The organism is Sphingobacterium tenebrionis (assembly GCF_037126265.1).
Classification (GTDB): Bacteria; Bacteroidota; Bacteroidia; order Sphingobacteriales; family Sphingobacteriaceae; genus Sphingobacterium; species Sphingobacterium tenebrionis.
In genome coordinates, this window is the sequence record NZ_JAYLLN010000029.1 from 1 (window position 1) to 23338 (window position 23338).

A 23338-nucleotide genomic window follows, 5' to 3' on the forward strand; every position below is an offset into this window, starting at 1 on the left:
ATCCTGATGTCCGTTAAAGCCTACTTTAAGATACGAAAAAAGGAGCAGAAAACTGTTGTTTTCCACTCCTTTTTTTAGCCCAATCTAAAAGAGGACTTTTTCAGTGCCCTAGAAATCTCTAAGGATTTTTTTATTTTTAGGAAACTTACCAGCTCATCATGAACCTGAAAAAATCTGTGCTTTCCATTGTAATACTCTTGATCCTGAGTTTATCGCTTTCCAGTATACTTTATATCTTATTTCTATTTGGTTCCAGCGGGAATTGGCCGGTTTGGGCTATGATCATCTTTCCGGCTGTTGTTGCCTTATTTGTTATATTCATGGCAAGACAGCGGATTGGCAAGGGCTTGATCATCATAGGTGTCATGCTACCTATTCTGGTATCCCTATTATTTCAGCCATTGGTAAAGAGCCTAAGATACAATTTTGGAGAAGTAAGGACCTTAAAGACTATTTACGATCTCAAACCTTATGATAAGGCATTGTTTCTGGATGCTGATGATTGGTATGTCGATAGGATGCAGGTGATACCGGTGTCGAGGGAAGTACCTTTAAGTGGATTGTTCAATTTAGGCAAGAAGAAAATTGAAGCCTTATTCCTTGTTCCGATTTTCCAAAAAGATGAACCTTACATGGCCTATGCGCGTGGATGGATGGCTTTCGATTACAGTAAAATGTTTGCTGCTGATGAAGTCAATGAAGAGTCTGTAAATAAATTCCTTGAAAGTTCGCTTTCCCATTTTAAACGACTGAACTTAAGACAATTCAGTTATTTGGAACGGATGCCCAGAAATAATGCGCAAGGTCTGTTTTCCAAAATGAGCCAGACACACGAGTTTTATAAAAGTGGTTTTGGAAACATTTATCAAGGGCAAGATGTAGATAGGGATTACCTATCTGCTTATTACCTTAAATTTTTCCTGTTCTCGTTGCTGACCATCGGAATACCGGGAATCCTGATCATTCTTGCTGCTCTTTATTTAGTAGAGCGTTATTGGAAAAATCTTAGCGCTTAAAGACGGTCTCTCCAGCAATTACGGTTCTCAAGGTTTTGATATCGCGAAGGGTTTCATTTTTTGCGGTCATGATATCCTCTTCAAGAATTACAAAATCGGCGTCTTTACCTTTTTCAATGCTTCCTCGTTTTCGTTCTTGAAAGCAGGAATAGGCAGCCCAAATGGTCATTCCGCGTAAGGCTTGTTCTCTACTGATGGCATTCTCCATTTGGAAGCCTCCATTTGGAAAACCGTTTTTATCCACTCGTGCAACAGCGGCATGGAAACCATAGAGTGGATTATAATGTTCCACGGGAAAATCACTGCCCAACGCCAATAAACCATATTGATCCAACAATTGCTTGTAGGCATACGAAGTTTTTAGGCGCTCTTCCCCCAATCTTTCTCCTGCCCAGTACATATCTGAAGTAGCATGTGTTGGTTGGACAGATGGAATGATCTGAAAATCTTTGAATTTATGGAAATCATTAGGCTGGATGACCTGTGCATGTTCTATCCGCCAGCGACGTTCTTTTCCATCCTTCAAGTATTTGCCATAGCTATCCAAGATGATCCTATTGGCTGAATCCCCGATAGCATGAGTATTGACCTGGAAGTTGCTCCTTGCCAATCGTTGGATGAGATCATCAAAATCTTTTGGACTTTTTAGGAGAAAACCATTTGTTGGAGCATCATGATAAGCATGTATCAAACAAGCTCCTCGTGATCCCAAAGCGCCATCGGCCATCAGCTTGAAAGATCTAACCGTTAATCGGTCGGATTCGAAAGTGCCGGTGCGCAGAAATTCTTTCACACTTTCAGGAGTCGCCATCACCATGGCATAATCCCTTATCTGTAAAGAATCCTCATTATAAAAAACTTTTAAGGCATCGATCTGGCTTTCATTAAGGCCAGCATCCACAATACTTGTCAATCCGACGGAAACCAATGAATCTTGAGCTCTTCTCAGCATTTTCAGCAATGCACTGTTCTGATTTTTGGGGATATGCTTGCTCACCAATTGCATGGCATTATCTACCAAAATCCCATCGGGTAATCCTTCCTCATTCACCGAAATCAATCCGCCATCTACAAAATAAGCAGAATCCAAGCTCGCTATTTCAAGTGCTTTTCCACTTGCCAATGCTGCATGGTAATCTATGCGGGTCAAGTAGATTGGAAGATCTGGGAAATATTTGTCCAAGGAGTCCTTTACAGGGAAATTCTTATCCTCCCATAGGTTTTGGTCCCAACCATTACCAACAATCCATTTCTTATCCGGATTGGCAGCTATGAATGTTCTCAAACGATCAAGGATTTCATTATAGGAAGCAGCTCCGACCAGATTGACCTCATCCATGGCCTCGGCCAGCATGAAGAAATGCCCGTGGGCATCATAAAAACCTGGATAGATGTACTTACCTTCAGCATCGATTTTTTCTTTGGCTTCGTATTTATTCAACAGATCCTGGGAAGATCCTGTTTCAATGAACACACCGTTATTTACGGCAAATGCCTCTATGGTCGTGAAGGCAGAATCGACCGTATATACCTTAGCATTGTAAACAATAAGATCGATTTGCTTATTGGTCGTACAACCAAATAAACAACCTAACAGTAAAAAGAAGAAAAGTTTGGTAATGCTCTTGTTCATTATTTAGGAAGCCTTATGAACAAATGTACTAAGAAATTGCTGAAATTTCTATAGAACAGAAAAAGCTTCTTTTCCTAAAAAAAGAAGCTTTTTCGAATTCAAAAATCAAAATACAATGATTGTTAGCAGTACTCATCGAATGCAGCAACAAGGTTGTCTGCAATCATTTGAGCCGGACGGCCTTCAATCATATGTCTTTCTATCATGTGTACCAATTGACCATCTTTGAACAATGCCATTGCAGGTGAAGATGGAGGGTAAGGCAACATATATTGACGTGCTTTATCAACAGCGTCTTTTTCCATTCCTGCAAATACAGTAACTAATTTGTCAGGATGTTTTTCGTTTTTAACGGCAGCTTTAGCCGCTGGGCGAGCATTTGCTGCCGCACAACCACATACCGAATTGACCACTACGAATACTGTTCCCTTGGTTGGGATGGCAGCATCAACTTCCTCAACTGATTTTAATTCTTCGAAACCAGCATCAACTAATTCTTGACGCATTGGTGCTACTAAATATTCTGGATACATACTATTTCCTTTTTTGTTTAATGCAAATATAAGTTGAAAAGCCGCCCAAACCAAGTTTATATCCTCAAGATAATGTCAATTTATCTCGAATAACAACATGAAATTTTGAATTGATTTGGTTATCAAGTAATTTTGTGGCTCTAAAACTAAAAAGAATACATATGTCATCATTAGAAACTACCTATGTTCCTTACAAAGTAAAAGATATCTCTTTAGCAGAGTGGGGCCGTAAAGAAATAGAGTTAGCAGAAGCGGAAATGCCTGGATTAATGTCCTTGCGTGCGGAATTTGGAGCGTCTAAACCTTTAAAAGGAGCCCGTATTGCAGGATGTTTGCACATGACCATTCAAACTGCCGTATTGATTGAAACCCTTGTGGAATTAGGTGCTGATGTTTCTTGGTCATCATGTAACATCTTTTCTACGCAAGATCATGCTGCTGCTGCTATTGCCGCTGCTGGTATTCCGGTTTATGCTTGGAAAGGGATGAACGAAGAGGAATTCAACTGGTGTATCGAACAAACGTTATTCTTCGGCGAAGATCGCCAGCCATTGAACATGATCCTGGATGATGGTGGAGATTTGACCAATATGGTATTTGATCAATTCCCAGAATTGATTGATGGTATCAAAGGTTTATCTGAAGAAACAACTACTGGAGTTCACCGTTTATACGAACGTATGAAAAACGGAACCTTGCATTTACCGGCAATTAATGTAAATGATTCGGTTACTAAATCCAAGTTTGACAACAAATATGGCTGTCGTGAATCATTGGTTGATGCGATCCGTCGTGCTACCGATTTGATGTTGGCAGGTAAGGTTGCGGTTGTTGCGGGCTATGGTGATGTAGGTAAGGGTTCTGCAGAATCTTTACGTTCAGCTGGTGTTCGTGTAATTGTTACTGAAATCGATCCAATCTGTGCATTACAAGCAGCAATGGAAGGATTTGAAGTGAAGAAAATGGCGGATGCGATTGTGGAAGCAAATATCGTAGTTACCACTACAGGTAATAAGGATATCGTTCGTCCTGAGCACTTCAAAGCGATGAAAGATAAAACAGTAGTTTGTAACATCGGACACTTCGACAATGAAATCGATGTGGCTTGGTTGAACGACAATTACGGCGATACTAAGATCGAGATCAAACCTCAGGTTGATAAATATACCATCGATGGTAAAGATATTATCCTATTGGCTGAAGGTCGTTTGGTAAACCTAGGTTGTGCAACAGGACACCCATCTTTTGTGATGTCTAATTCCTTCACAAACCAAACATTGGCACAATTAGAACTTTGGACCAATACAGATAAATACGAAAAACAAGTTTATACACTTCCAAAACACCTTGATGAGAAAGTAGCACGTTTGCACTTAGCGCATATCGGTGTTGAACTGGAAGAATTAACAGCAGAACAGGCTGAATATATAGGTGTAACCGTGGAAGGCCCTTACAAGCCAGAAGCTTACAGGTATTAATCTTTCAATAAATGATTTCAAGAAGGGGTGTCAAGTATTTGACACCCTTTTTTAAAGATTTATCGTCATGAAAAAGGGAAAATTACTATTAATTGTACCGTTTGTATTATTATTACAATCATGTAGTTTTTCCTGGCCTATTTATATCATTAATTTTTTTGACGAACCAATACGTATTATCATTTTAAAAGATTCGGTAGAATATAGTAGTAAATGGACTTTAGATTATTTACCTGTTACTGAATTAGCTGAAGGTTATTCTGAACTATCGTTTCATCAAAAAGGAATAAAACTTGAGGTTTTGGAAATAAATAAAGAAGAATTAAGGATTGTACTTCCTCCAAAAAGTACCAGTAGGATAGTTATTGGGCATAATTGTTTCCCCAATGATCTTGGTCGGATCAGAATTTCAAAGGGGAACAAAACAAGAGAATTAAACAAAAGTGAGTATATGGCTCTCCTCAAAAGAGAGCATTTATTATTGTTTTGGACCAGAAAAAAGTTTATTCATATCCAGAAAGATTTCTTTTAACCGCTTCCAAACCATTTTGCAAACGTTGCTCTCCAAGGCCAGAAATCAATTCATAGTTCGCATTCAAGGCCTTTAATTCCTTTTTCCATACGTCAAGGAAATGCTCTCTTTGCTCTGGGAAATCCCGTAAGGGATCATCCTCCCAAGGCAGATCGATATCCATCAACAGGAAAAAATCATAATTCCGTACAGCGATCTCATCCGTCACTTCCGCAGGAGTCGACCCAAACAGATGGTCACACCAGATTTTTACGGTCAAAATGGTCGTATCACAGACCAAGATCTCTGGACTCCGGTTCAGAAAAGCTTCCTCTAAAGCCACTTGGCCATAAAACATATTGACCTCATCTTGCAGCGTATAGGCCCGATTTAGATTCTTGCAATAAAAGCGTGCATATTCCGGAACACATAAAGTATGCAGCTTTTCCGCCAAATAATTAGCCATAGTGGATTTTCCGGTGGACTCAGGCCCAACAACAGCTATTTTTAGGGTTTTACTTTCGTTTCCTTGCATGTAGGCAATCTCTTTTTCTTGCATGAAGGCAATATTACTGAAAATTCTGATAGGTTTTCCGCCAATCCCGATATCCATTCCAGGCAATAATGGCGAAAGCGAAATACAGCACCGCCGTCAACAATAAATCTTTGTGGTAATATAAGGGAATATAGCAGATGTCTACAAACACCCAGATCAGCCAATTCTGTAGCACCTTCCTGGTCATTAAAAATTGGGCAACAAAACTGGTTGCCGTACAGAAACCATCGGCATAAGGCACATCAGAATTCGTCCAACGATCTAAGACGAAACCCAATAAAAAAGATAGAACAGCAATGACTACCATGGTCATCATCATTTGCTTGCTATTGAAGGAACTTATCGGTTTCTCATCCGAATGCGCTCTCTTGTTCCAATAATACCAACCGTAAATGGCCGTTCCAAGAAAATAAATTTGCAAAACAGAATCCCCATAAAGCTTACTATGGTAGAATATATAAAAATAGGTCAGAACAGAGATGATACTGATTGGCCAGTTCCAGATATTTTGTTTGGCTGCAAGGTATACACAGAGGAAACCGGAGAGGGTAGCGATCCACTCCAACAGACTTGTTGCTAGAAATTGTTGGAAAAGTTGAGAGAGTAAATCCTGCATTCTTCAATTATTTCGATAATTAAAGATAGCATTTATTACCTAAGAAAAGCCTCTAAGCCATATTTACATCAAGCTGTAAACAGCTACATCAAGCTGTAAAAAGGCTTAAACAAGTCTACTGAACGAGTTTGTTCGCGCAGTTGGTGCTTGCAAAAGACTCTGGTTTTGCCTTAAAAATAAAACCCATCCCCAGGATGTAGCCCATGGCTTCCTTAAGTGCGGTGTTGGATTGAAAATTGGGGTTTGTATTGATGTCGGCATGTACCTCTAGATCGATGTGGTATTGCTCTAGAAGCGGACAAAGTTCATAGGCTGTTTCGATCGAATGCTGAACTTCTAAAAGCATTCGCTCCTTAATGGACATGTTGTGGTTCTTGCGGTCTTTTCTGATGAACATGAAGCCACCACGGTGCTCCCGGAGAAAGACGATGACGGTAGCAAACTCAACAGTTCCACGTTTGACCTGGGAATCGGTTCCGATGTAGACCTTGAGTTTATTTCCGGCTTGGTTCTCCCGGACGATTGTTTCCTCAACTGCGGACCATATGGGTAATTTTAATGTCTCGCCATTGTATTTTTGCCATTCCATATTGCGAAGATTTGTTTATTAAATTTACTGATATCTTATTCATTATCTTTTAATTGTGTATTAAGTAATTGCTAATTGTTTATTTGTTAATCTGGTCAACCAAGGCTTTACTATTCCTTGTTTCCGTAAGCCAGGTCACCTGCATCACCCAATCCAGGAACGATGTAGGATTTGGAGGTTAATTCCTTATCCACTTCACCAACCCAGATCTGTGCTTCAGGTAAAAAAGCCTGCACATGCTGTAGCCCTTCTTCCGAGGCAATAACAGTGGCTATATGGAGTTCCCTGATGTTATAATCGCTTAATAGATCCTTACAACATAACACCAGACTACGGCCTGTTGCCAACATCGGGTCAGCCACAATAACGATCTTATCATCCAAATTCGGGGTGTTTTGGTATTTCTTATGAATCTCAAATTCCCCGCTTTTCTTGGTATGCCGGAAGGCGGCGATAAAGGCGCTATCCGCACGGTCGAAGTAATTTAAAAAGCCTTGATGAAAAGGTAGGCCTGCTCGGATTATGGTCGTAATCACCGGTTGGTTGCTCATCAGGTGTGTATTGGCAGATCCCAAGGGTGTTTCCACTTCGGTAGCTTTGTATTCGAAAGACTTACTGATCTCATAGGCCATGATTTCGCCAATGCGTTCCAGATTTCTTCGAAAACGCATCCTATCCTGTTGAATCCTTACATCTCTCAGTTCTGCCAAAAAATGATTGGCAATCGTGTTCTGTTTTGTTAAAATCGTTACCATGACAAAAAGTCTTCTTATCCTCCAAAATACTAATAAATATTGGTATTTAACCGATGAATAGCTATATAGTTTTGATAGGGAATAATATTTGATAACTTTAAAGAGTGAAAGGCATGCTATGAAATTTAAATTAACATCTGAGTATAAACCAACTGGAGACCAACCTACCGCCATCGAGCAATTAGTAGCAGGAGTGGATACGGGAGAAACCTATCAAACTCTTTTGGGAGTCACCGGTTCCGGTAAGACATTTACAGTGGCCAATGTGATCCAACAGACACAGAAGCCGACGTTGATTTTAAGCCATAACAAAACCTTGGCCGCCCAACTATATGGCGAATTCAAGCAATTCTTTCCAGAAAATGCGGTCAACTATTTTGTTTCCTACTACGACTATTATCAGCCGGAAGCATTCATTGCTTCCTCCAACACCTATATTGAGAAGGATCTTGCCATCAATGAAGAGATCGAAAAACTACGTCTGGCCACCACTTCGGCCTTGATGTCAGGTAGGCGGGACGTCATTGTGGTTTCTTCTGTTTCCTGTATTTATGGTATGGGAAATCCAGAGGATTTTTCCCGTTCCATCTTCCGCTTTGGCGTAGGGACGACAATCAGTAGGAATGCCTTTTTATATAAACTGGTGGAGATTTTGTATGCCAGGACTACTGCAGAATTTAAACGGGGTACCTTTCGAGTGAAAGGGGATACCATCGATGTATATCCAGCATATCAGGATACTGCTTATCGGATTTCATTCTTTGGGGATGAGATCGATGAGTTGAGCGAGATCGACCCGGTATCTGGAAGAACCCTGGAGAAACATGAAAGCTTGGCTTTATTCCCAGCCAATCTGTTTGTTACCCCTAAAGAAAAATTCACTCAATCCATATTTTCCATTCAGGAAGAATTGGTAAGCCGGAAAGCTCAATTGGAAGGTGAAGGCAAGATGCTGGAAGCAAAACGCTTGGAAGAAAGGGTAAACTACGACCTGGAAATGATGCGTGAACTTGGCTATTGTTCCGGAATCGAGAACTATTCTAGGTTCTTCGATGGAAGAACACCAGGTATGCGGCCGTTCTGTTTATTGGATTATTTCCCGGAAGATTATCTTTTGGTGATCGATGAGAGCCATGTAACCATCCCACAATTGCGTGCGATGTATGGTGGAGACCGCTCGCGGAAGATATCTTTGGTGGAACATGGTTTCCGATTGCCTGCGGCATTGGATAACCGGCCATTGAATTTCCCAGAATTCGAGTCCTTGACCAATCAGACCATTTATGTTTCAGCAACACCGGGTGACTATGAGTTGCAACAGACGGAGGGCGTGGTGGTAGAGCAGGTGATTAGACCTACTGGATTATTGGATCCGGTTGTGGAAGTAAAACCTGCTATCAATCAGGTGGATGATTTCTTGGAAGAGGTAGATAAGACCATCAAAGAAGGTGGACGAGTGTTGGCAACCACCTTAACCAAGCGTATGGCGGAGGAATTGACCAAGTATATGACCCGATTGAATATTAAGGTACGTTATATCCACTCCGAAGTAAAAACCTTGGAACGTGTAGAAATTCTTCGCGGTCTGCGTTTAGGGGAGTTTGATGTATTGGTAGGGGTGAACCTCTTGCGTGAAGGGTTGGACTTGCCAGAAGTGACCTTAGTGGCGATATTGGATGCAGATAAGGAAGGGTTTTTACGTTCAGAGCGATCTCTGATCCAGACGATAGGACGTGCTGCCCGTAATGATAAGGGTCGTGTGATCATGTATGCGGATAAGATGACCGATAGCATGCAGATTACCATAGAAGAAACCAATCGAAGAAGGGAAAAGCAGGTTGCATACAATGAACTGCACGGAATAACCCCACGTACGGTAGGTAAAACCAGGGAAGAGATTCTGGAACAGACTTCTGTTGCGGACTTCAAAGGCGAACCGAAAGCTTACATCGAACCTGATGCAAGTACAGCAGTGGCGGCCGATCCACTCATCGAATACATGAGTGAAAAGGAAATGAAAAAAGCCATCGAGACTGTTCGTAAGCGTATGGAAAAGGCAGCCAAAGAAATGGAATTCCTAGAAGCTGCCAAACTAAGGGACGAAATGTTTGCCCTAGAAAAATCTTACGAAGAAAAGTTCGCCGGGAAAAAATAGAACCTATACAGAAAACAAGAACCTATTCAGTAGGTACATCATGAGTAACCCGCTGCCATATTTCAGTTGAGGTAATCATTTCTCCTGAAAGTGTTTTGAACTTATATTTTAAAGTCATGAATTTCCGGTCGGCAGAAATACTGTAGTTCATTGGTTCTTTATTTTCTATGTTTTCCGTTCCAGGCATACCTGAATTGTTAATCACTTTTTCAACCAATCTCCCTTCTGAAGGTAATTCATAAGTACCTGTTAAGGCAACGAAAAACCCCTTTCTACTAGGTTTTAAGATTTGAAAGGATTGATCTTGCTGGTAGATTTTCAAATATCCAACCGAATTGGTGTTAATGGTATCTCCATTTGGGCTTACCATTTTTTTCAATTCCCAAACTGCGGCTAAATCTTTCACTGATCGAGCATGCGTAAGTTCATTCGAAATGGCAGTCGTTATTTTAGCCTCTTTAGTTTGTGCTGTTCCAAACTGCATGAAGGTCAAAAGACAGGTAATGATTAAAACGGTTGTTTTCATATTGGTTAATTATTTGATTGTTGAAATATCGTGAATATTAATGGATTCTATGTTAAGAAATTGATAATTATGAATAAAAAAACCGGCAATACATCAACATATTGCCGGCTTATATTAAATTTTTAATTTAAATTATTTTAATATCCACATGAGTTGGTTAATATCATCCACCCCATTGAACTGTCTTTGAACAGCTGCATCAACATTCTCGGTGTTATAATCGAACTCCACCGTAGGATATTTCCAGCGCACTGGTATTTTTGTTGGAGCTTCCGAATTTAAACTCGTTGCAGGATTGATTTTCCATTTTGGATACCCCGTTCTCCGGTAATCATAATAAGTAGCAAATTCGGATTGAAGAAAACTTGCCAAATATTTCTGTACCAAAATCTCCTCTATCCTTGCTTCAAGATTGGTTGGAAAAGAAGTTCCTAAACCAGCCACATACGTACTGATATAAGTATCGTCCAAAGGCATGTTATGGTGGAATTGGGTCGTATTTGGGGTATTGGCATAAATGAATTTCATAGATGCTTCCACACCTTTTTTGTACCATTCAACCGCAGGATCAGAAACCCATCCTCTCGCAGCAGCCTCAGCAATGATAAAACATACTTGGGCATAAGATAATTGTTGGGTTGGTTCGCCAGTCGGTATTTCCATATAACGATCATTCAATTTAGAATAATCGCCACTGTTTTTGATCGTTGTAATCACGTCAAAAGACTGGGAATGATCAATTCCTACATAGGCAGCAAAATCAGATTGGGTCTTACCTTCGGATAATTTTTTAGCTGCAGGATTACCATAGTAAAACAACCGACGATCTTGTTTATCTTTTAATCGATCAACAATTTCTGTAGACATGGTTGGATAGATCGTAAAATTGTTTCCAACTTTATAGAAAGGATATTGTTGACCATTCTTATCGGAACGCTTTATCTCATAGTTATCTGCATTGGATGCAAATATAGGCTTGCTTGTTAAGATGGTCTGAAACCTACCTTTAACATTCAAATCAGGATCGGATTCCTTTTTGCTTAACTGCATCAACACATTAAGAGAGAAACTGTTCACTAATTTCCGCCATTTGTTGATATCTCCAGCATAGATTGGATCTCCAGAAAATTTCTCCCCTTCAGAAAAGGCCTTATCAGCTAATTCCAATTCATTTAAGATTCCCAAAAACACCTCTTTTTGTGTATCATATTTCGGGAAGTAATTCTTTTCTGATTCTCCTTTTAAAGCTTCAGAATAAGGAATATCTCCCAAATCCATGGTCGATTCATAAAACTTTATTGCTCTTGCAAAATATTTCAATCCTTCGTAGGATTTGGCAAGTTTTTCCGTAGCGGCAAATTTCACCATGTTCTCCGCATCATTGATCGCCGTCATACTAACAGAACTGGTTCCAAATCCATTGTATTGATAGCTTTCCACAAATTCCGTCCAAATGACGTTCTTGTTAAGCAGATAGGGCATCATAAAACTCTTTTGAGTCGATTGGTTTGCCAAATTCAAGATGATACGAGTAGCAATCATCGCCGATGTTGCCTTCTCGGTCGCTTCGGGATTAGTATTCACTTCCTCAAATTTGGAACAGGATAGTACTGAAAAACCAGTGACTCCAATTAATATATATTTGAATAGCTTTTTCATGTTTTTTCTTGTAAAAATTAAGGATTAAAAAGTGATGTTAAGATTGAACCCTACATATCTCATGGATGGGGAATTTAAATCCTCTGATCCCGTGTCCGGATCTGAAAATTTATATTCCTTTGTCCATAAAAATAGATTCTGTCCAGTAGCTCCAATGCTGGCTTTTTTAGCACTTATCTTTTGTGCAAGACCTATTGGAAGGTTATAATTAATGGATACTTCCCTTAATTTAATGAACGTTTCATCCCAAATGTTATGTGTACCGGAATATGCCCTTTTCCAATAGTTTTCAAACGACACAGCTGTTTCATTAGGTGCAAATTCACGGGTATCCGTTAAGATTTGTCCATATTTATCATAGGTCACTGTTCCTGAAGTAATTTTAACACCATTTCCTACATAGGTTTTATTACCATTAACTACTTCCTCATAACGCTCAGGAGATGCAGCATCTGGATGGGCACCTGTTTGCCATAACCTTGCATTCATATTGGAATAGGATAATCCTTTTATACGTCCATCTAAACTAAAGGATAATGAGAAATCCTTATATCCAAATTGATTGGTCAAACCCCAAAACCATTTTGGTGCGGTATAGCCAAACAATCTGTTCGCATGTGTGGCGGAAACCGGCATACCTGCAGAGTTATGTACAATTTCTCCATTAGGGCTTCTTTCCCAATCGCGTGTAGCATAAAAGTCAGTACGCAATCCCTTTTTGATGTATAAGGCATCTGCTGTATAGATAGGATCTAGTTTATGATAATATTCCAGATTTTGCGAAAAGTTGGTCATGATATCCCAAGAGAAATCATCCTTTTTGATCGCTGTACCTCCAACCGTGATTTCATGGCCTTTGGTCATCAATTGTTGGTCGGTATTGATCAATCGAGAACTGAACCCTGAGGATGGTGAAATACTTGCATAGGTAGTTACATTATGCAGTAATCGATAGTATCGGGTATAATTCGCATATAATCTGTTGTTGAATAAGGAAATATCAGCACCATACTCGGAAAGGTCTCTTTGTGTTGGAGAAATGGAAAAATCCTTGATCGAACTCGGATACGATGCGGTAGAAAGACCCTCCCAAACATTGGAGCTAACGCTATAAGTCTGTCTGATCTCATAAGGAGCAGGTACAGATTTTGTGACTGCCCAAGAACTTCTCAGTTTCAACATCGATAGCCAAGATGGTTTATAATCCTGCAATAGATCAGAAACAACCACACTACCAGAAACTGATGGGTAGAAATAGGACCTGGTCTCTTCCGGTAAAGCGGAAGACCAGTCATTTCTTCCTGTCGCTTCTAAGAAAATGGCGTTTTTCCAGGATAGGGAAATTCGACCATATAAACTGTTGATCATTTCTTTATTTTTCGTTTCGGAAGTTGAAACGGGATCAATCGAATTTTTAAGGGAATAGAATCCAGGAATTGAAATACCATTTACCGTAGAGGCAATTAAACCATTATCCCTTCTATAGAATACGCCAGCACCTGCTAAACCGTCAATTTGAAAATCACTAAAAGATTTTTTTGCGGTAAAAATCAAATCATTGTTGGTTCCAAAACCATCCGTTTTGTTGGTCCAATATTTACCATTACTATGGTAACCACTAAATCCTCCACGAGTACCGTAGATGCCTTTTGGATTGGTTTGCGTTTGGGTATTTCCATAATAATCATAGCCCGTTCTCAACATGAATTTAGCCCAATCATTCACTTGATAATTCAACGTGACAGCCGCATTCAATTTGTTGACCAATTCTGCACTTATCTTTTCATAGGCCGATAAATAAGGGTTGTCATACCAAGCATTATAATGCCAGTTTTGTTTCTCATCTTTGGCTAGCCAGTAATCCTTATATTGCATAAGGTCATATTCTGGACCGGTCCATACCAAAATATTATAAATATATCCTTGAGCATTATATCCAGCACCAAAATCATTAGGAGCGTTCCTTCTATTGTAACCAAATCTTGATTCCAAGGATATTTTTTTAGAAATCTTGGTTTCTCCAGATACGGATATATTGGTCATATTCAATTTGGCATTTGGATATTGACCTTTATTATAGATATGGCTGATCGAAGTACGGATACTTCCATATTCTCCTTGGTTGGTGAAACTAACCGAATTGTTGGAAATTACACCAGGTTCTAGGAAATTCTGGAAATTGTTCTTGCCCCTTGAGGTCAATTCGGTCATTTCCATTTGTTTAGTGATCGGGTTCCATTGACTATATTGTCTGCCAATATCTAACTTATCCCCCCATACATAATCATTTGTATTGTATTTTCCGCCTTCACCAGCTGAATAGGATGATTGTACCTCTGGAAGGGCAAGATAGCCCGCGAAAAACATATTATTGCTGTTTACCGAGATTTCGGTACCCATTTCACCCAATCCTTTTTTAGAGGTGACCATGATGGCACCCCCAGCACCCATGCTTCCGTATAGGGCGGTTGCAGTTGCTCCTTTTAATACCGAAATGTTTTCAATGTTATCTACTGGAATATCCCTTAGGTTAAGGTTTTCATAAGCTACCCCATCGATCACCAAAATTGGCGACATACCTCTTAGGGAGATCGAAGGCATCCGGTTAAATTCTGTACTGTTGAAAACACGTAATCCCGAAATCCTACCAGTTAATGTTGTACCAACGTCTACACCTTTAACTTTTTGTAATTGATCACCTTTAATGTCCTGAACCGCGTAGCCTAAGGCTTTCGTTTCTCTTTTGATACCTAGAGCCGTTACAACTACTTCGTCAATGGATTCTTCTGAACGCAGTAAGGTAATGGTAGCATTGTTCCTTGCAGAAGATTCTAAACTATTGTATCCTACTATGGAAAATACCAGAACGCTGTTATCATTGGGAATCATGATCGTGAATTTCCCTTGCTCATTAGTTTGTGCAGCGGTCTCCGTACCTTTCACTCGTACAGTTACATTCGCAAGTGGCTCATTGGTTTGTCCATCTAAAACAGTTCCTGTAATTTGATTTTGGAGATTAGATGATGTTCTTGAACCCTGTAGGTTCTGACCTGTTGTTCCATTGGTTGAACTGTTGGGTTTTAGACGCATAGTAAAGGCATTATCGCCCACTTTATCAATCTGAATCTGTTGAAAGCTCACCTCACTAAGAAAATTTACGATTTCGGACTTCTTTAAGCTTCCAATTTCATAATTATTCTTAATCTTAAGATCTTTCAGTTTAGATTCATAGTTGAACCTAACCTTGAACTTTTTCTCCAATTTTTGAATTAATTCCGTGATATTCTTATCCTGATAGGAGGAGAGACTACCCGCATAGGAATGGTTAATGTTTGGCAAGCCAAGGCTCAATGCCAGCGCTAATGCCAGGGTTAGCTTTTGTTTTTTCATTTTTCTATTGAAATAACGAGGTTATAATTTTTAAAAGTTTTTTGTAGGATGGTGATACAATCCTCAAAATCATCTGTTGGTAAATAGCCGGTAAAGTAGAGGTTGGAATTTTGGTTGTTTATTTGGATTTTCTGATCCGGATATGCTGTATGTAATTGGTTGATAACTTCTTGTAATGGCTTATCGTTAAAATATAATTGATGGTTGGTCCATGAAATATATTGCATAGTATCGACCACCGATGTCCTTATGGCTCCCTTATCGATGTGCACCCTTTCCGATGGTTTGATTTTCACTTCCTCGGTGCCCAATTTCATCGCAATTGAGCCTTCAGTTAAAACTGCTTCTTGCTGGTCGCCATGGAATATTAAATTGAACCTAGTGCCATAAACCTTAATTTCCGCTTGATTTTGGGATACAATTTTAAAGGGTTGATTTGATCTTTTACTAACATCAAAAAAACCTTCCCCTTTGAACGAGATGATACGTTCTGAAGCTTTTGCAAAGTCACTTTTCTGCACGAGTTCGCTATTGGGTTTCAACAAGATTCTCGTGCCGTCTTCTAAGGTCAATACTTTTATCTTTTTGCTGGTATTGCTATAGCGGAAATAATCAACCTCGGAATTTTCGTTGGATTTCATGAACCATAATGCAGCAAAGCCAATGATAAGGAAAGCGGCGGCAATAGGGATCAGTTTGATGATCTTCGCCTGTTTTGAAATAGTTTTAGGCTGTTGAATATGGGCTAATATAGCGGATGATTTTTCGGGAGAGAGTTGTTTTTCTAGTGGAAAGTTCTCCTCAAATCTTTCTAGGTCGAGTAAATGCTGAGGATCTTCTAATGAATGGTATAGTTCATAGAATTCCTTTAACTCATTTTCTGAGCAATTGTCTTGAAGGTACTTGGTATATAAATATTCAAATCTTTCCTTGTCCATGCCGTTTTCAGGTGTTCTTCTGTATTATATACTGACATGCTCAGCGAAAAGACGATGCTGATCAAAAATATTTTTTTTGGAATAGGACCATGTTTTTTTAATATATAAGTCTTAATGGTCTTATTTCCTTTAACTAGTTGATCTCTAACGGTGTTGATGGATAGATTTAGGTGTTGAGCAATTTGGGTATTGCTCAAGTTTTCCATTCTACTTAACCAAAAAATATGTTTTCTTTTTTCAGGTAATTGTTCAATGGCTTCGGAATAGATCCTTTTTAATTCTCGGTATTCCTGCTCTTCTTCATTGTTATTGCAGAAATTGCTATTTACCTTCAATTGGTTCGAAGCATAGACTTGGAATTTGGCCTTCTTTTTCAGTTCATCATGCACTTGGTTCTTACAAATGGTAAATAAATAAGCTTTCGGATTGTTTTCAAAATCTAACTGGTCAAAATTGTTCCAGATTTTAATGAAAACCTCTTGCACGACATCGGCAGCTATATCCTCATCCTTTAAATGATTTAAAGCATAATTATAAAGCAAAGTATGATATTGATAAAAAAATGATTCGAATGTTGTCTCCCCTGTATTAGAGGAAATTGATTCTTCTTTTTCTGTCATACAATAGGGTAATTAAAAGAAATTGTGTCCTTATGAAATTTCGTGCTAAGAACGGTTTATAATGTTAATAGAAGATTAAGTTAATAATAAAATAAATATAAAAGAATAATTGCAATATTATTTACAACACCAGCTTTTTCACCAAAGGCTTCCCATCCTTAACCCCATAAAACAGAATATAATCCACCTTGGTCGACAATCCCGACGTCCCATCTTTCTGCCTAATAAAAATCCGTTTGAGGATAAAACTGGTCCCAGCAACCGTGGTACTCACATAAGGATCACCCTTAGATGGAAAATGAAGAAATAACTTTTGTTCAGGTAGAGAAACAATGGAAGCCTCATAACTTTTATTTTTCAAAAGCTTCGAATAAATTCCATACGCAAAATTCTTTTGAATGATCGTCAATGGCCTTATAACCCCACCATTGTCAAATAATTGGCGATAAACCTGAATGGGTTCATCCTTATTTATCGTTTTATCCGATTTATAATTCAGACTGTAGATATAGGTATTCTTCCCCCGGTTATGCTGTATATAAAACAAAACCCCATCCATGCGGGTGGGGGTAGGATAATTGTCCTGCCCCAAAGAGACAAGACAATTTATAATAAGTAGGCATATTAATAGCAATCTGTTCATTTCCAGTCTCTAATTTGACATGAAAATACAGAATCGTTTATTAATAAGCGATGAATTTTAAGTTAACTATTGTCTATTTCCACCGCCACCCATGAAACGGGTGATCAACCAGATCAATAAGGCAACAATAACAACGACGAAGATGATCCCTGACCATAGACCTGCCTTAAATATCCCCTCAATAACGGAACATCCAGTCAATAAATTCGTCATTAAAAATAATAGTAATACTCCGTTGATTCTTTTCATAGTGCAATTGTCTTTATTAATAAACAATAAGGCATGGAAAAGGTTTGACCAAAAAAATCAGGCCGAACATAACGTTCGGCCTGAAAACAAATTATATTTTATAATCAAAAATGCGTAGGCTTATTCAGCTCTTAAAATCTTGGCAGCTTCTACCATAGATTCCAATGCTGCTTTAGTTTCCGGCCATGCACGAGTTTTCAAACCACAGTCAGGGTTAACCCATAATTGCTCCGAAGGAACAACCGCTTTTGCTTTACGCAATAGGTCTACCATCTCTTCTGTGCTAGGAACGCGTGGCGAGTGGATATCATAAACACCAGGACCAATATCATTTGGATATTTGAAGTCAGCGAATGCATCCAATAATTCCATTTGAGAACGTGAAGTCTCGATCGTGATTACGTCAGCATCCATTGCTGCGATATCTTGGATGATATCATTGAACTCAGAGTAACACATGTGTGTATGGATCTGCGTATCATCATCCACATTCGAAGAAGATACACGGAATGAACGTACAGCCCAATCCAAATACGCTTGTTGATCAGCTTTACGCAATGGTAATCCTTCGCGGATTGCTGGCTCATCGATCTGAATGATTTTGATACCTGCTTTTTCCAAAGCTTGAACCTCATCAAGGATCGCTAATGCGATTTGGTAAGTCGTGGTTGAACGAGGTTGATCGTTACGTACGAAAGACCATTGAAGAATAGTAACAGGACCAGTTAACATTCCTTTTACCGGACGGTTAGTCAATGATTGTGCGTAAGCAGACCAACGAACAGTCATATCTTCAGGACGGTAAACATCACCATAAATAATCGGAGGTTTCACACAACGAGAACCGTATGATTGAACCCAACCGTTTTGAGTAAATGCATAACCTGCTAATTGCTCTCCGAAGTATTCCACCATGTCGTTACGCTCAAATTCACCATGTACCAATACATCGATATCCAATTGCTCTTGTAAACGGATCGTTCTTTCTGTTTCTTCAGCAATTTCTTTATCATATTGTTCTTGGGAAATAGCACCTTTTTTCAAGTCAGCTCTCCATTTACGAACATCTTTAGTTTGTGGGAAGGAACCGATTGTCGTAGTTGCATAGTCAGGAAGATTGAACTTCGCTTTTTGCGCTTTTTTACGATCGTTGAATTTAGAAGTACGTGTAGCGTCTTCATCAGTGATGTTGCTTACACGGGTTTTAACTTCTGGTTTGTGGATCAATGGAGAAGTACGGCGGCTTTCGTTTGCTGCTTTGTTGGCTTCGAAACGTTTTTGTGTTGCTGCATCTACTTCACCTTCTGCCAATACCGCTAAGTCTTTTACTTCAGCTAATTTCTGTTTAGCGAACGCTAACCAGTTTTTAACTTCCGCAGGAAGAGACTCTTCGTTGTTTTCGTTGTCCAAGTCAAAAGGAACGTGCAATAGAGAAGAAGAAGGAGCAACCCATACACGGTCTTTTCCTAATTTCTCAACTGCTTGGTTGATTTTTGTCAAGGATTTTTCGTAATCATTTTTCCAAATGTTACGGCCTTCAACCACCCCTAAGGAAAGGGTTAGGTTAGCAGGAACTTTCGCTAATATAGAGTCGAGTTGATCTTCACCACGAACTAGATCCAGGTGAAGCGCGTGTACAGGAAGTGCCAAAGCAGTATCTTCGTTGTCACGTAATGCCTCGAAATAAGTTGCAACGATTAATTTGATGCCTTTAGCTGCTGCTGCAAGTTTTTCGAAAACACTTGCGTATAGCGCACGGGTAGCATCGTTGATATCCAAAGCTAAGAAAGGCTCGTCGATCTGTACGTATTGAGCGCCAGCATCAGCCAATTTTGCTAAGATTTCTTCGTAAACAGGTAATAAAATATCGATAAGATCGATACGGTTGAATCCAGCTTCTTTTTCTTTACCTAATAATAAGTAAGTGATTGGGCCGATGATCACCGGTTTAGTTTCGATACCTTGTTGTTTTGCTTCATTGTATTCGCTTAGGAATTTCTCTGAAGTCAATTTGAATTCTTGGTTTTTAACGAATTCAGGAACGATATAGTGGTAGTTTGTATCGAACCATTTGGTCATTTCCATAGCGGTCACATCGACACCACCTTCTTGGAAACCACGAGCCATCGCGAAGTATAGGTCTAAGTTATACTGGCGATCGATTTTGTTCAAAAGGGAGTTGTAACGAGCAGGGATAGCGCCTACAGTTAAGGATAGGTCTAATACTTGATCGTAGAATGAGAAATCGTTAGAAGGGATCAAATCGATGCCTGCATCTTTTTGAGTCTTCCAATTGCCTTCACGGATTTTCAGTCCAGCTTGCAATAATTCTTCCGCGCTGATTTTTTTTGCCCAGTAAGCTTCATTAGCTTTCTTTAGCTCGCGGAACGCGCCCACACGTGGGTAACCTAAATTGTTCGTTAATAACATAAAGTATTGTACTTAATTAATTTTTACTAAAGTCGTTTGCTAAGAGAAGGCTCCTAAGGATTAGTGAGTCCAGCTTATCGTTCCTCTTTAGAGGTAGAATGTAGCACCTTGTCAAGGGACAGGTTGCTAAGGCTTCATCGGGTCTAGTCCCTCTGCCTTTCTCTATAAGCGGTGCTAAGGTAGGGATAAGATTTTATATTAACAAAAAAATATTTCTATATCTTTCATTTATCCCCTGCTAAAACAGAAAAAGCCCCCAGCTTTTACACCAGAGGCTCTTCATGCTATTACTTAATAAATATTTTACCTTTTTACTTAATATGGTATCTGATACCGGTATAAAACATTCTTCCTACTATCGGACCCCAAACTAAATTCGTGTCGAAATTAGCTCCAAACGGGTTGTCATGTGCCAAGATCGGATCTTTTTGGAAGTAGTTGCTCAGGTTCTCACCACCAACATACACATCAAAATTCTTGTTCTTTCCAAATGTTCTGCTCACCTGAGCATTCATCGTAACATAAGCATCTGATTCCGTTGCCAATTGATACGCCTCTGGATTACCTACCGTACTTGGAAGACGTTTCTTGCCCACCACATTCAAGGTATAATCAAAACTCCATCCCGAATGTAGGTTGTAGGCCAAGTTCATGAATCCACGGTGTTTTGCTGTCAATGGTTTCTGTAATTTTCCGGAAGTATATTCGGTCTGTACATCCAACATACGGTATGCAAAACGTGCTTCGAAGTGCTGTGCCGGCATGAAACGGAATTCTGCCTGAACACTGTTCGAATAGGATTTGCCATCCAGATTATAGAATGCTACTTCTCGTGGGTTTTCGAAATCAACCACGACCTGGTTTTGGAAGTTGTTGTGGAACAATTCTAACGATAAGCCAGACTCACGACCGAACAATTGGAAGCTTTGGTCAAATGTAAAGCCTGTATTCCAAGAAACCTCTGGTTTTAATCCATAAGCTGCTTCACCAGACACCAATTGGGCCAAGTCTTTAATAGTACGGCTGGATGCAAAAATACCTAAGTTCTCTGCAAAAACATTCGCTGTACGTTGTCCACGTCCTGAACTGATGCGGAAAGTGGTTCCTAAGATAGGCTCATAACGCAGTACCGCCCGTGGTGTGGTGAACCAACCATATAGGTTATTGTAATCCTGGCGGATACCCAATACCGCATCGAATTTCTCCGAAGGGCTAAAGGTATATTCTAAGAATGCACCCGCAACCGATTCTTTTCTTCCGAAGTTATAATCGTAATCATTTGTGCTGTTCACACGGCTTAACTGCTCATCCATATCATCATATTGGATGGATGCACCCACTTTGTATTTATGGGTCACATCGGAAATGATATCCTGGAACAATAAGTTGGCATACATGGATTTCTGCTCACTGTCGTAAGCATTCAATCCGAAGAAACTTTCCTGTTTATAGCGGCTTGCTGATAATTGTAGACCGATACTACGATGTTTGTTGGTCGGGAATACATAACCTAGTTTACCAAAACCTTCAATACGCTCGTTTTTGAAGCCCAAGCCATATTGGTTGGTCGTAAACTTGTCGGTGTCTTCATTGAAATCGATCTGTCCACCAACACGGTCATCATGTAGGAATTTTACCCCAAATTGTGCAATGACACCTTTTCCATTTTCATAATGCCATCTATTGATACCGGAGAATAGGTTTCCAACCGGCATATCCCTAAATCCATTGTCGCTGAAGTTCATCTTCTTATTGTACATGAAGTTGTCATGCAGCAACAATCCTACTGACCATTTTTCGTTCAGGTGGGTAGCAACATTCAGGTTGATATCCGTACGGCCCATATTATTGGCGTAGGCATTGAAATATAATTTATCGGTATTGTGTGGTTTTTTCAATTCCACATTGATCTGTCCGGCCATGTTCTCGAATCCATTGGCAACAGAACCGATACCTTTACTGATGTTGATCGCTTCGATCCAAGTACCAGCGATACTGTTCAAACCAAGGGGAGAGGCAAAACCACGCGGACCTGGTAGGTTTTCTACAGTCAACTGCGTATAGATACCACTTAATCCCAACATCTGGATCTGTTTACTTCCGGTTACCGCATCGCTACTTACCACATCAACTGATGCGTTGGTAGAAAAACTTTCCGAAAGATCACAACAGGCAGCTTTGAAAAGCTCTTTTGCCGTGATGGTTTCCACACGCACAGGGCTTAGCTTATTGATATAGTTCGATTTCTGTCTTCTCGAAACAACGATCTCCTTCAATACATTGTTCTTCGCCTGGATCATCACGATATCATGTAGGTTCTTAACCTCCACCGTATCCGAATTCATGCTGGCGTGGGTTACTACCAAGTAACGATATGGTTTTACGTGCATGATCTTGAACACACCATTCTCATTACTCTTTATTTTTTTGGAAGGATCTTCTTTCCAATAAACGGTAACATCAGAAATTGGGGTCAGATCACCACGATCATTTTCATTAACTACTACACCGGTCACCTCATGGTCGTGATCATGGTCATGTCCACCTTTGTCATCCGCTTTCTTAGCGTGATCATGGCCTTCATGTTCATCATGGTCGTGTCCTTCGTGGGATGCATGATCGTGACCTTCATGGTCATCGTGGTCATGGCCTTCATGGTCATCTTCATTTTTGATACCATCGGCACCCATACGTTCATATAGACAGCATTCATGCAATTTGTCATATACCTCTTGCGAAGCACGGAACTCTTTTGTGTCGTGCCCAGCATCAGCAATGGATTTCTTTATTTTATCTACTGTGGTTTTTTTGCTGTCAAAGGTTACTTTGGCTTTTTGGGTTGCCTGATCCCAGGTGATGCTGTTTGCACCGCCATCTTTTCCTGCCTTCTCAATTCGTTTTTTACACATGCCGCAATTTCCGGCCACTTCAAATTCTACCGTATTGGTCTGCGCAAATGCCAGATTGCCCAATAGGATAAATGTTATTAATAAATAATTTTTAAGGGTATTCATAAAATTTAATAAAAAATTGATTCAAAT

At 39.7% G+C, this 23338-nt stretch carries 19 protein-coding genes and 1 riboswitch; of the genes, 4 read left to right on the forward strand and 15 right to left on the reverse strand.

Annotated elements, in window-relative coordinates:
* Positions 1–158: 158 nt before the first annotated feature.
* Positions 159–1016, forward strand: a complete 858-nt coding sequence (locus VJ786_RS11670) for a hypothetical protein (RefSeq protein ID WP_099365982.1) — start codon at positions 159–161, stop codon at positions 1014–1016.
* Here the strand turns inward: VJ786_RS11670 and VJ786_RS11675 are convergent.
* Positions 1006–2649 carry an amidohydrolase gene (locus tag VJ786_RS11675; RefSeq protein ID WP_099365981.1) on the reverse strand — a complete coding sequence of 548 codons (1644 nt, stop codon included), beginning with the start codon at positions 2647–2649 and terminating at the stop codon, positions 1006–1008. The two genes, VJ786_RS11670 and VJ786_RS11675, sit on opposite strands and share 11 nt — an antisense overlap.
* A 122-nt stretch (positions 2650–2771) precedes the next feature.
* Positions 2772–3182, reverse strand: coding sequence for a BrxA/BrxB family bacilliredoxin (locus VJ786_RS11680; protein WP_099365980.1), 411 nt, complete (start codon positions 3180–3182; stop codon positions 2772–2774).
* A 161-nt stretch (positions 3183–3343) separates the two neighbouring features.
* On the opposite strand from VJ786_RS11680, the gene ahcY reads away from it, so the two are divergent.
* Together ahcY and VJ786_RS11690 are read left to right on the forward strand one after the other, a co-directional pair.
* Positions 3344–4660 carry an adenosylhomocysteinase gene (gene ahcY, locus VJ786_RS11685; RefSeq protein WP_099365979.1) on the forward strand — a complete coding sequence of 439 codons (1317 nt, stop codon included), beginning with the start codon at positions 3344–3346 and terminating at the stop codon, positions 4658–4660.
* Positions 4661–4727: 67 nt separating this feature from the next.
* Positions 4728–5192 carry a hypothetical protein gene (locus VJ786_RS11690; RefSeq protein WP_099365978.1) on the forward strand — a complete coding sequence of 155 codons (465 nt, stop codon included), beginning with the start codon at positions 4728–4730 and terminating at the stop codon, positions 5190–5192.
* Here the strand turns inward: VJ786_RS11690 and VJ786_RS11695 are convergent.
* The 4 genes from VJ786_RS11695 to upp all read right to left on the reverse strand — a co-directional run bounded on the left by VJ786_RS11695 (position 5164) and on the right by upp (position 7687).
* Complete coding sequence (locus VJ786_RS11695) at positions 5164–5784, reverse strand: AAA family ATPase (RefSeq protein WP_306473101.1); 621 nt, start codon at positions 5782–5784, stop codon at positions 5164–5166. The two genes, VJ786_RS11690 and VJ786_RS11695, sit on opposite strands and share 29 nt — an antisense overlap.
* Positions 5741–6343: a nicotinamide riboside transporter PnuC gene (pnuC, locus tag VJ786_RS11700; RefSeq protein ID WP_099365977.1), complete on the reverse strand. Its 603-nt coding sequence runs from the start codon at positions 6341–6343 to the stop codon at positions 5741–5743. The genes VJ786_RS11695 and pnuC overlap by 44 nt, the downstream gene beginning before the upstream one ends.
* 115 nt (positions 6344–6458) lie before the next feature.
* Entirely contained in the window at positions 6459–6932 is a 474-nt protein-coding gene (locus tag VJ786_RS11705) for a ribonuclease H-like YkuK family protein (RefSeq protein ID WP_099365976.1), read from the reverse strand.
* A gap of 110 nt (positions 6933–7042) precedes the next feature.
* Positions 7043–7687 carry a uracil phosphoribosyltransferase gene (upp, locus tag VJ786_RS11710; protein ID WP_099365975.1) on the reverse strand — a complete coding sequence of 215 codons (645 nt, stop codon included), beginning with the start codon at positions 7685–7687 and terminating at the stop codon, positions 7043–7045.
* Between the two features lie 118 nt (positions 7688–7805).
* Here upp and uvrB point away from each other — a divergent pair, with 118 nt between their 5' ends.
* Positions 7806–9842, forward strand: coding sequence for an excinuclease ABC subunit UvrB (gene uvrB / locus VJ786_RS11715; RefSeq protein ID WP_099365974.1), 2037 nt, complete (start codon positions 7806–7808; stop codon positions 9840–9842).
* 22 nt (positions 9843–9864) lie between these two features.
* Here uvrB and VJ786_RS11720 read toward each other — a convergent pair whose 3' ends face one another.
* The 9 genes from VJ786_RS11720 to VJ786_RS11760 form a co-directional block, all read right to left on the reverse strand.
* Complete coding sequence (locus VJ786_RS11720) at positions 9865–10368, reverse strand: DUF4488 domain-containing protein (protein WP_099365973.1); 504 nt, start codon at positions 10366–10368, stop codon at positions 9865–9867.
* Between the two features lie 132 nt (positions 10369–10500).
* Positions 10501–12027 carry a SusD/RagB family nutrient-binding outer membrane lipoprotein gene (locus VJ786_RS11725; protein WP_099365972.1) on the reverse strand — a complete coding sequence of 509 codons (1527 nt, stop codon included), beginning with the start codon at positions 12025–12027 and terminating at the stop codon, positions 10501–10503.
* Positions 12028–12051: 24 nt separating this feature from the next.
* Positions 12052–15417 carry a SusC/RagA family TonB-linked outer membrane protein gene (locus VJ786_RS11730; RefSeq protein ID WP_099365971.1) on the reverse strand — a complete coding sequence of 1122 codons (3366 nt, stop codon included), beginning with the start codon at positions 15415–15417 and terminating at the stop codon, positions 12052–12054.
* Positions 15414–16355 (reverse strand): FecR family protein, encoded by a 942-nt coding sequence (locus VJ786_RS11735; protein WP_099365970.1) that lies wholly within the window; start codon positions 16353–16355, stop codon positions 15414–15416. The genes VJ786_RS11730 and VJ786_RS11735 overlap by 4 nt, the downstream gene beginning before the upstream one ends.
* Positions 16286–16975 (reverse strand): RNA polymerase sigma-70 factor, encoded by a 690-nt coding sequence (locus tag VJ786_RS11740; protein WP_099365969.1) that lies wholly within the window; start codon positions 16973–16975, stop codon positions 16286–16288. Before VJ786_RS11740 ends, VJ786_RS11735 begins: the two co-directional genes overlap by 70 nt.
* A gap of 121 nt (positions 16976–17096) precedes the next feature.
* Positions 17097–17618 carry a DUF4833 domain-containing protein gene (locus VJ786_RS11745; RefSeq protein ID WP_099365968.1) on the reverse strand — a complete coding sequence of 174 codons (522 nt, stop codon included), beginning with the start codon at positions 17616–17618 and terminating at the stop codon, positions 17097–17099.
* Positions 17619–17684: 66 nt separating this feature from the next.
* Entirely contained in the window at positions 17685–17867 is a 183-nt protein-coding gene (locus VJ786_RS11750) for a hypothetical protein (RefSeq protein ID WP_099365967.1), read from the reverse strand.
* 120 nt (positions 17868–17987) lie between these two features.
* Positions 17988–20297, reverse strand: coding sequence for a 5-methyltetrahydropteroyltriglutamate--homocysteine S-methyltransferase (gene metE, locus VJ786_RS11755; protein WP_336557780.1), 2310 nt, complete (start codon positions 20295–20297; stop codon positions 17988–17990).
* Between the two features lie 71 nt (positions 20298–20368).
* A riboswitch (SAM riboswitch) is annotated at positions 20369–20468 on the reverse strand.
* A gap of 140 nt (positions 20469–20608) precedes the next feature.
* Positions 20609–23311 (reverse strand): TonB-dependent receptor domain-containing protein, encoded by a 2703-nt coding sequence (locus VJ786_RS11760; RefSeq protein WP_099365965.1) that lies wholly within the window; start codon positions 23309–23311, stop codon positions 20609–20611.
* Positions 23312–23338 lie beyond the last annotated feature (27 nt).

What these genes read in the sequence shown, in the direction of transcription:
- VJ786_RS11670 (WP_099365982.1), top strand. Translation starts at nt 159, where the DNA reads ATGAACCTGAAAAAATCTGTGCTTTCCATTGTAATACTCTTGATCCTG.
- VJ786_RS11675 (WP_099365981.1), bottom strand. Translation starts at nt 2,649, where the DNA reads ATGAACAAGAGCATTACCAAACTTTTCTTCTTTTTACTGTTAGGTTGT.
- VJ786_RS11680 (WP_099365980.1), bottom strand. Translation starts at nt 3,182, where the DNA reads ATGTATCCAGAATATTTAGTAGCACCAATGCGTCAAGAATTAGTTGAT.
- ahcY (WP_099365979.1), top strand. Translation starts at nt 3,344, where the DNA reads ATGTCATCATTAGAAACTACCTATGTTCCTTACAAAGTAAAAGATATC.
- VJ786_RS11690 (WP_099365978.1), top strand. Translation starts at nt 4,728, where the DNA reads ATGAAAAAGGGAAAATTACTATTAATTGTACCGTTTGTATTATTATTA.
- VJ786_RS11695 (WP_306473101.1), bottom strand. Translation starts at nt 5,784, where the DNA reads ATGGATATCGGGATTGGCGGAAAACCTATCAGAATTTTCAGTAATATT.
- pnuC (WP_099365977.1), bottom strand. Translation starts at nt 6,343, where the DNA reads ATGCAGGATTTACTCTCTCAACTTTTCCAACAATTTCTAGCAACAAGT.
- VJ786_RS11705 (WP_099365976.1), bottom strand. Translation starts at nt 6,932, where the DNA reads ATGGAATGGCAAAAATACAATGGCGAGACATTAAAATTACCCATATGG.
- upp (WP_099365975.1), bottom strand. Translation starts at nt 7,687, where the DNA reads ATGGTAACGATTTTAACAAAACAGAACACGATTGCCAATCATTTTTTG.
- uvrB (WP_099365974.1), top strand. Translation starts at nt 7,806, where the DNA reads ATGAAATTTAAATTAACATCTGAGTATAAACCAACTGGAGACCAACCT.
- VJ786_RS11720 (WP_099365973.1), bottom strand. Translation starts at nt 10,368, where the DNA reads ATGAAAACAACCGTTTTAATCATTACCTGTCTTTTGACCTTCATGCAG.
- VJ786_RS11725 (WP_099365972.1), bottom strand. Translation starts at nt 12,027, where the DNA reads ATGAAAAAGCTATTCAAATATATATTAATTGGAGTCACTGGTTTTTCA.
- VJ786_RS11730 (WP_099365971.1), bottom strand. Translation starts at nt 15,417, where the DNA reads ATGAAAAAACAAAAGCTAACCCTGGCATTAGCGCTGGCATTGAGCCTT.
- VJ786_RS11735 (WP_099365970.1), bottom strand. Translation starts at nt 16,355, where the DNA reads ATGGACAAGGAAAGATTTGAATATTTATATACCAAGTACCTTCAAGAC.
- VJ786_RS11740 (WP_099365969.1), bottom strand. Translation starts at nt 16,975, where the DNA reads ATGACAGAAAAAGAAGAATCAATTTCCTCTAATACAGGGGAGACAACA.
- VJ786_RS11745 (WP_099365968.1), bottom strand. Translation starts at nt 17,618, where the DNA reads ATGAACAGATTGCTATTAATATGCCTACTTATTATAAATTGTCTTGTC.
- VJ786_RS11750 (WP_099365967.1), bottom strand. Translation starts at nt 17,867, where the DNA reads ATGAAAAGAATCAACGGAGTATTACTATTATTTTTAATGACGAATTTA.
- metE (WP_336557780.1), bottom strand. Translation starts at nt 20,297, where the DNA reads ATGTTATTAACGAACAATTTAGGTTACCCACGTGTGGGCGCGTTCCGC.
- VJ786_RS11760 (WP_099365965.1), bottom strand. Translation starts at nt 23,311, where the DNA reads ATGAATACCCTTAAAAATTATTTATTAATAACATTTATCCTATTGGGC.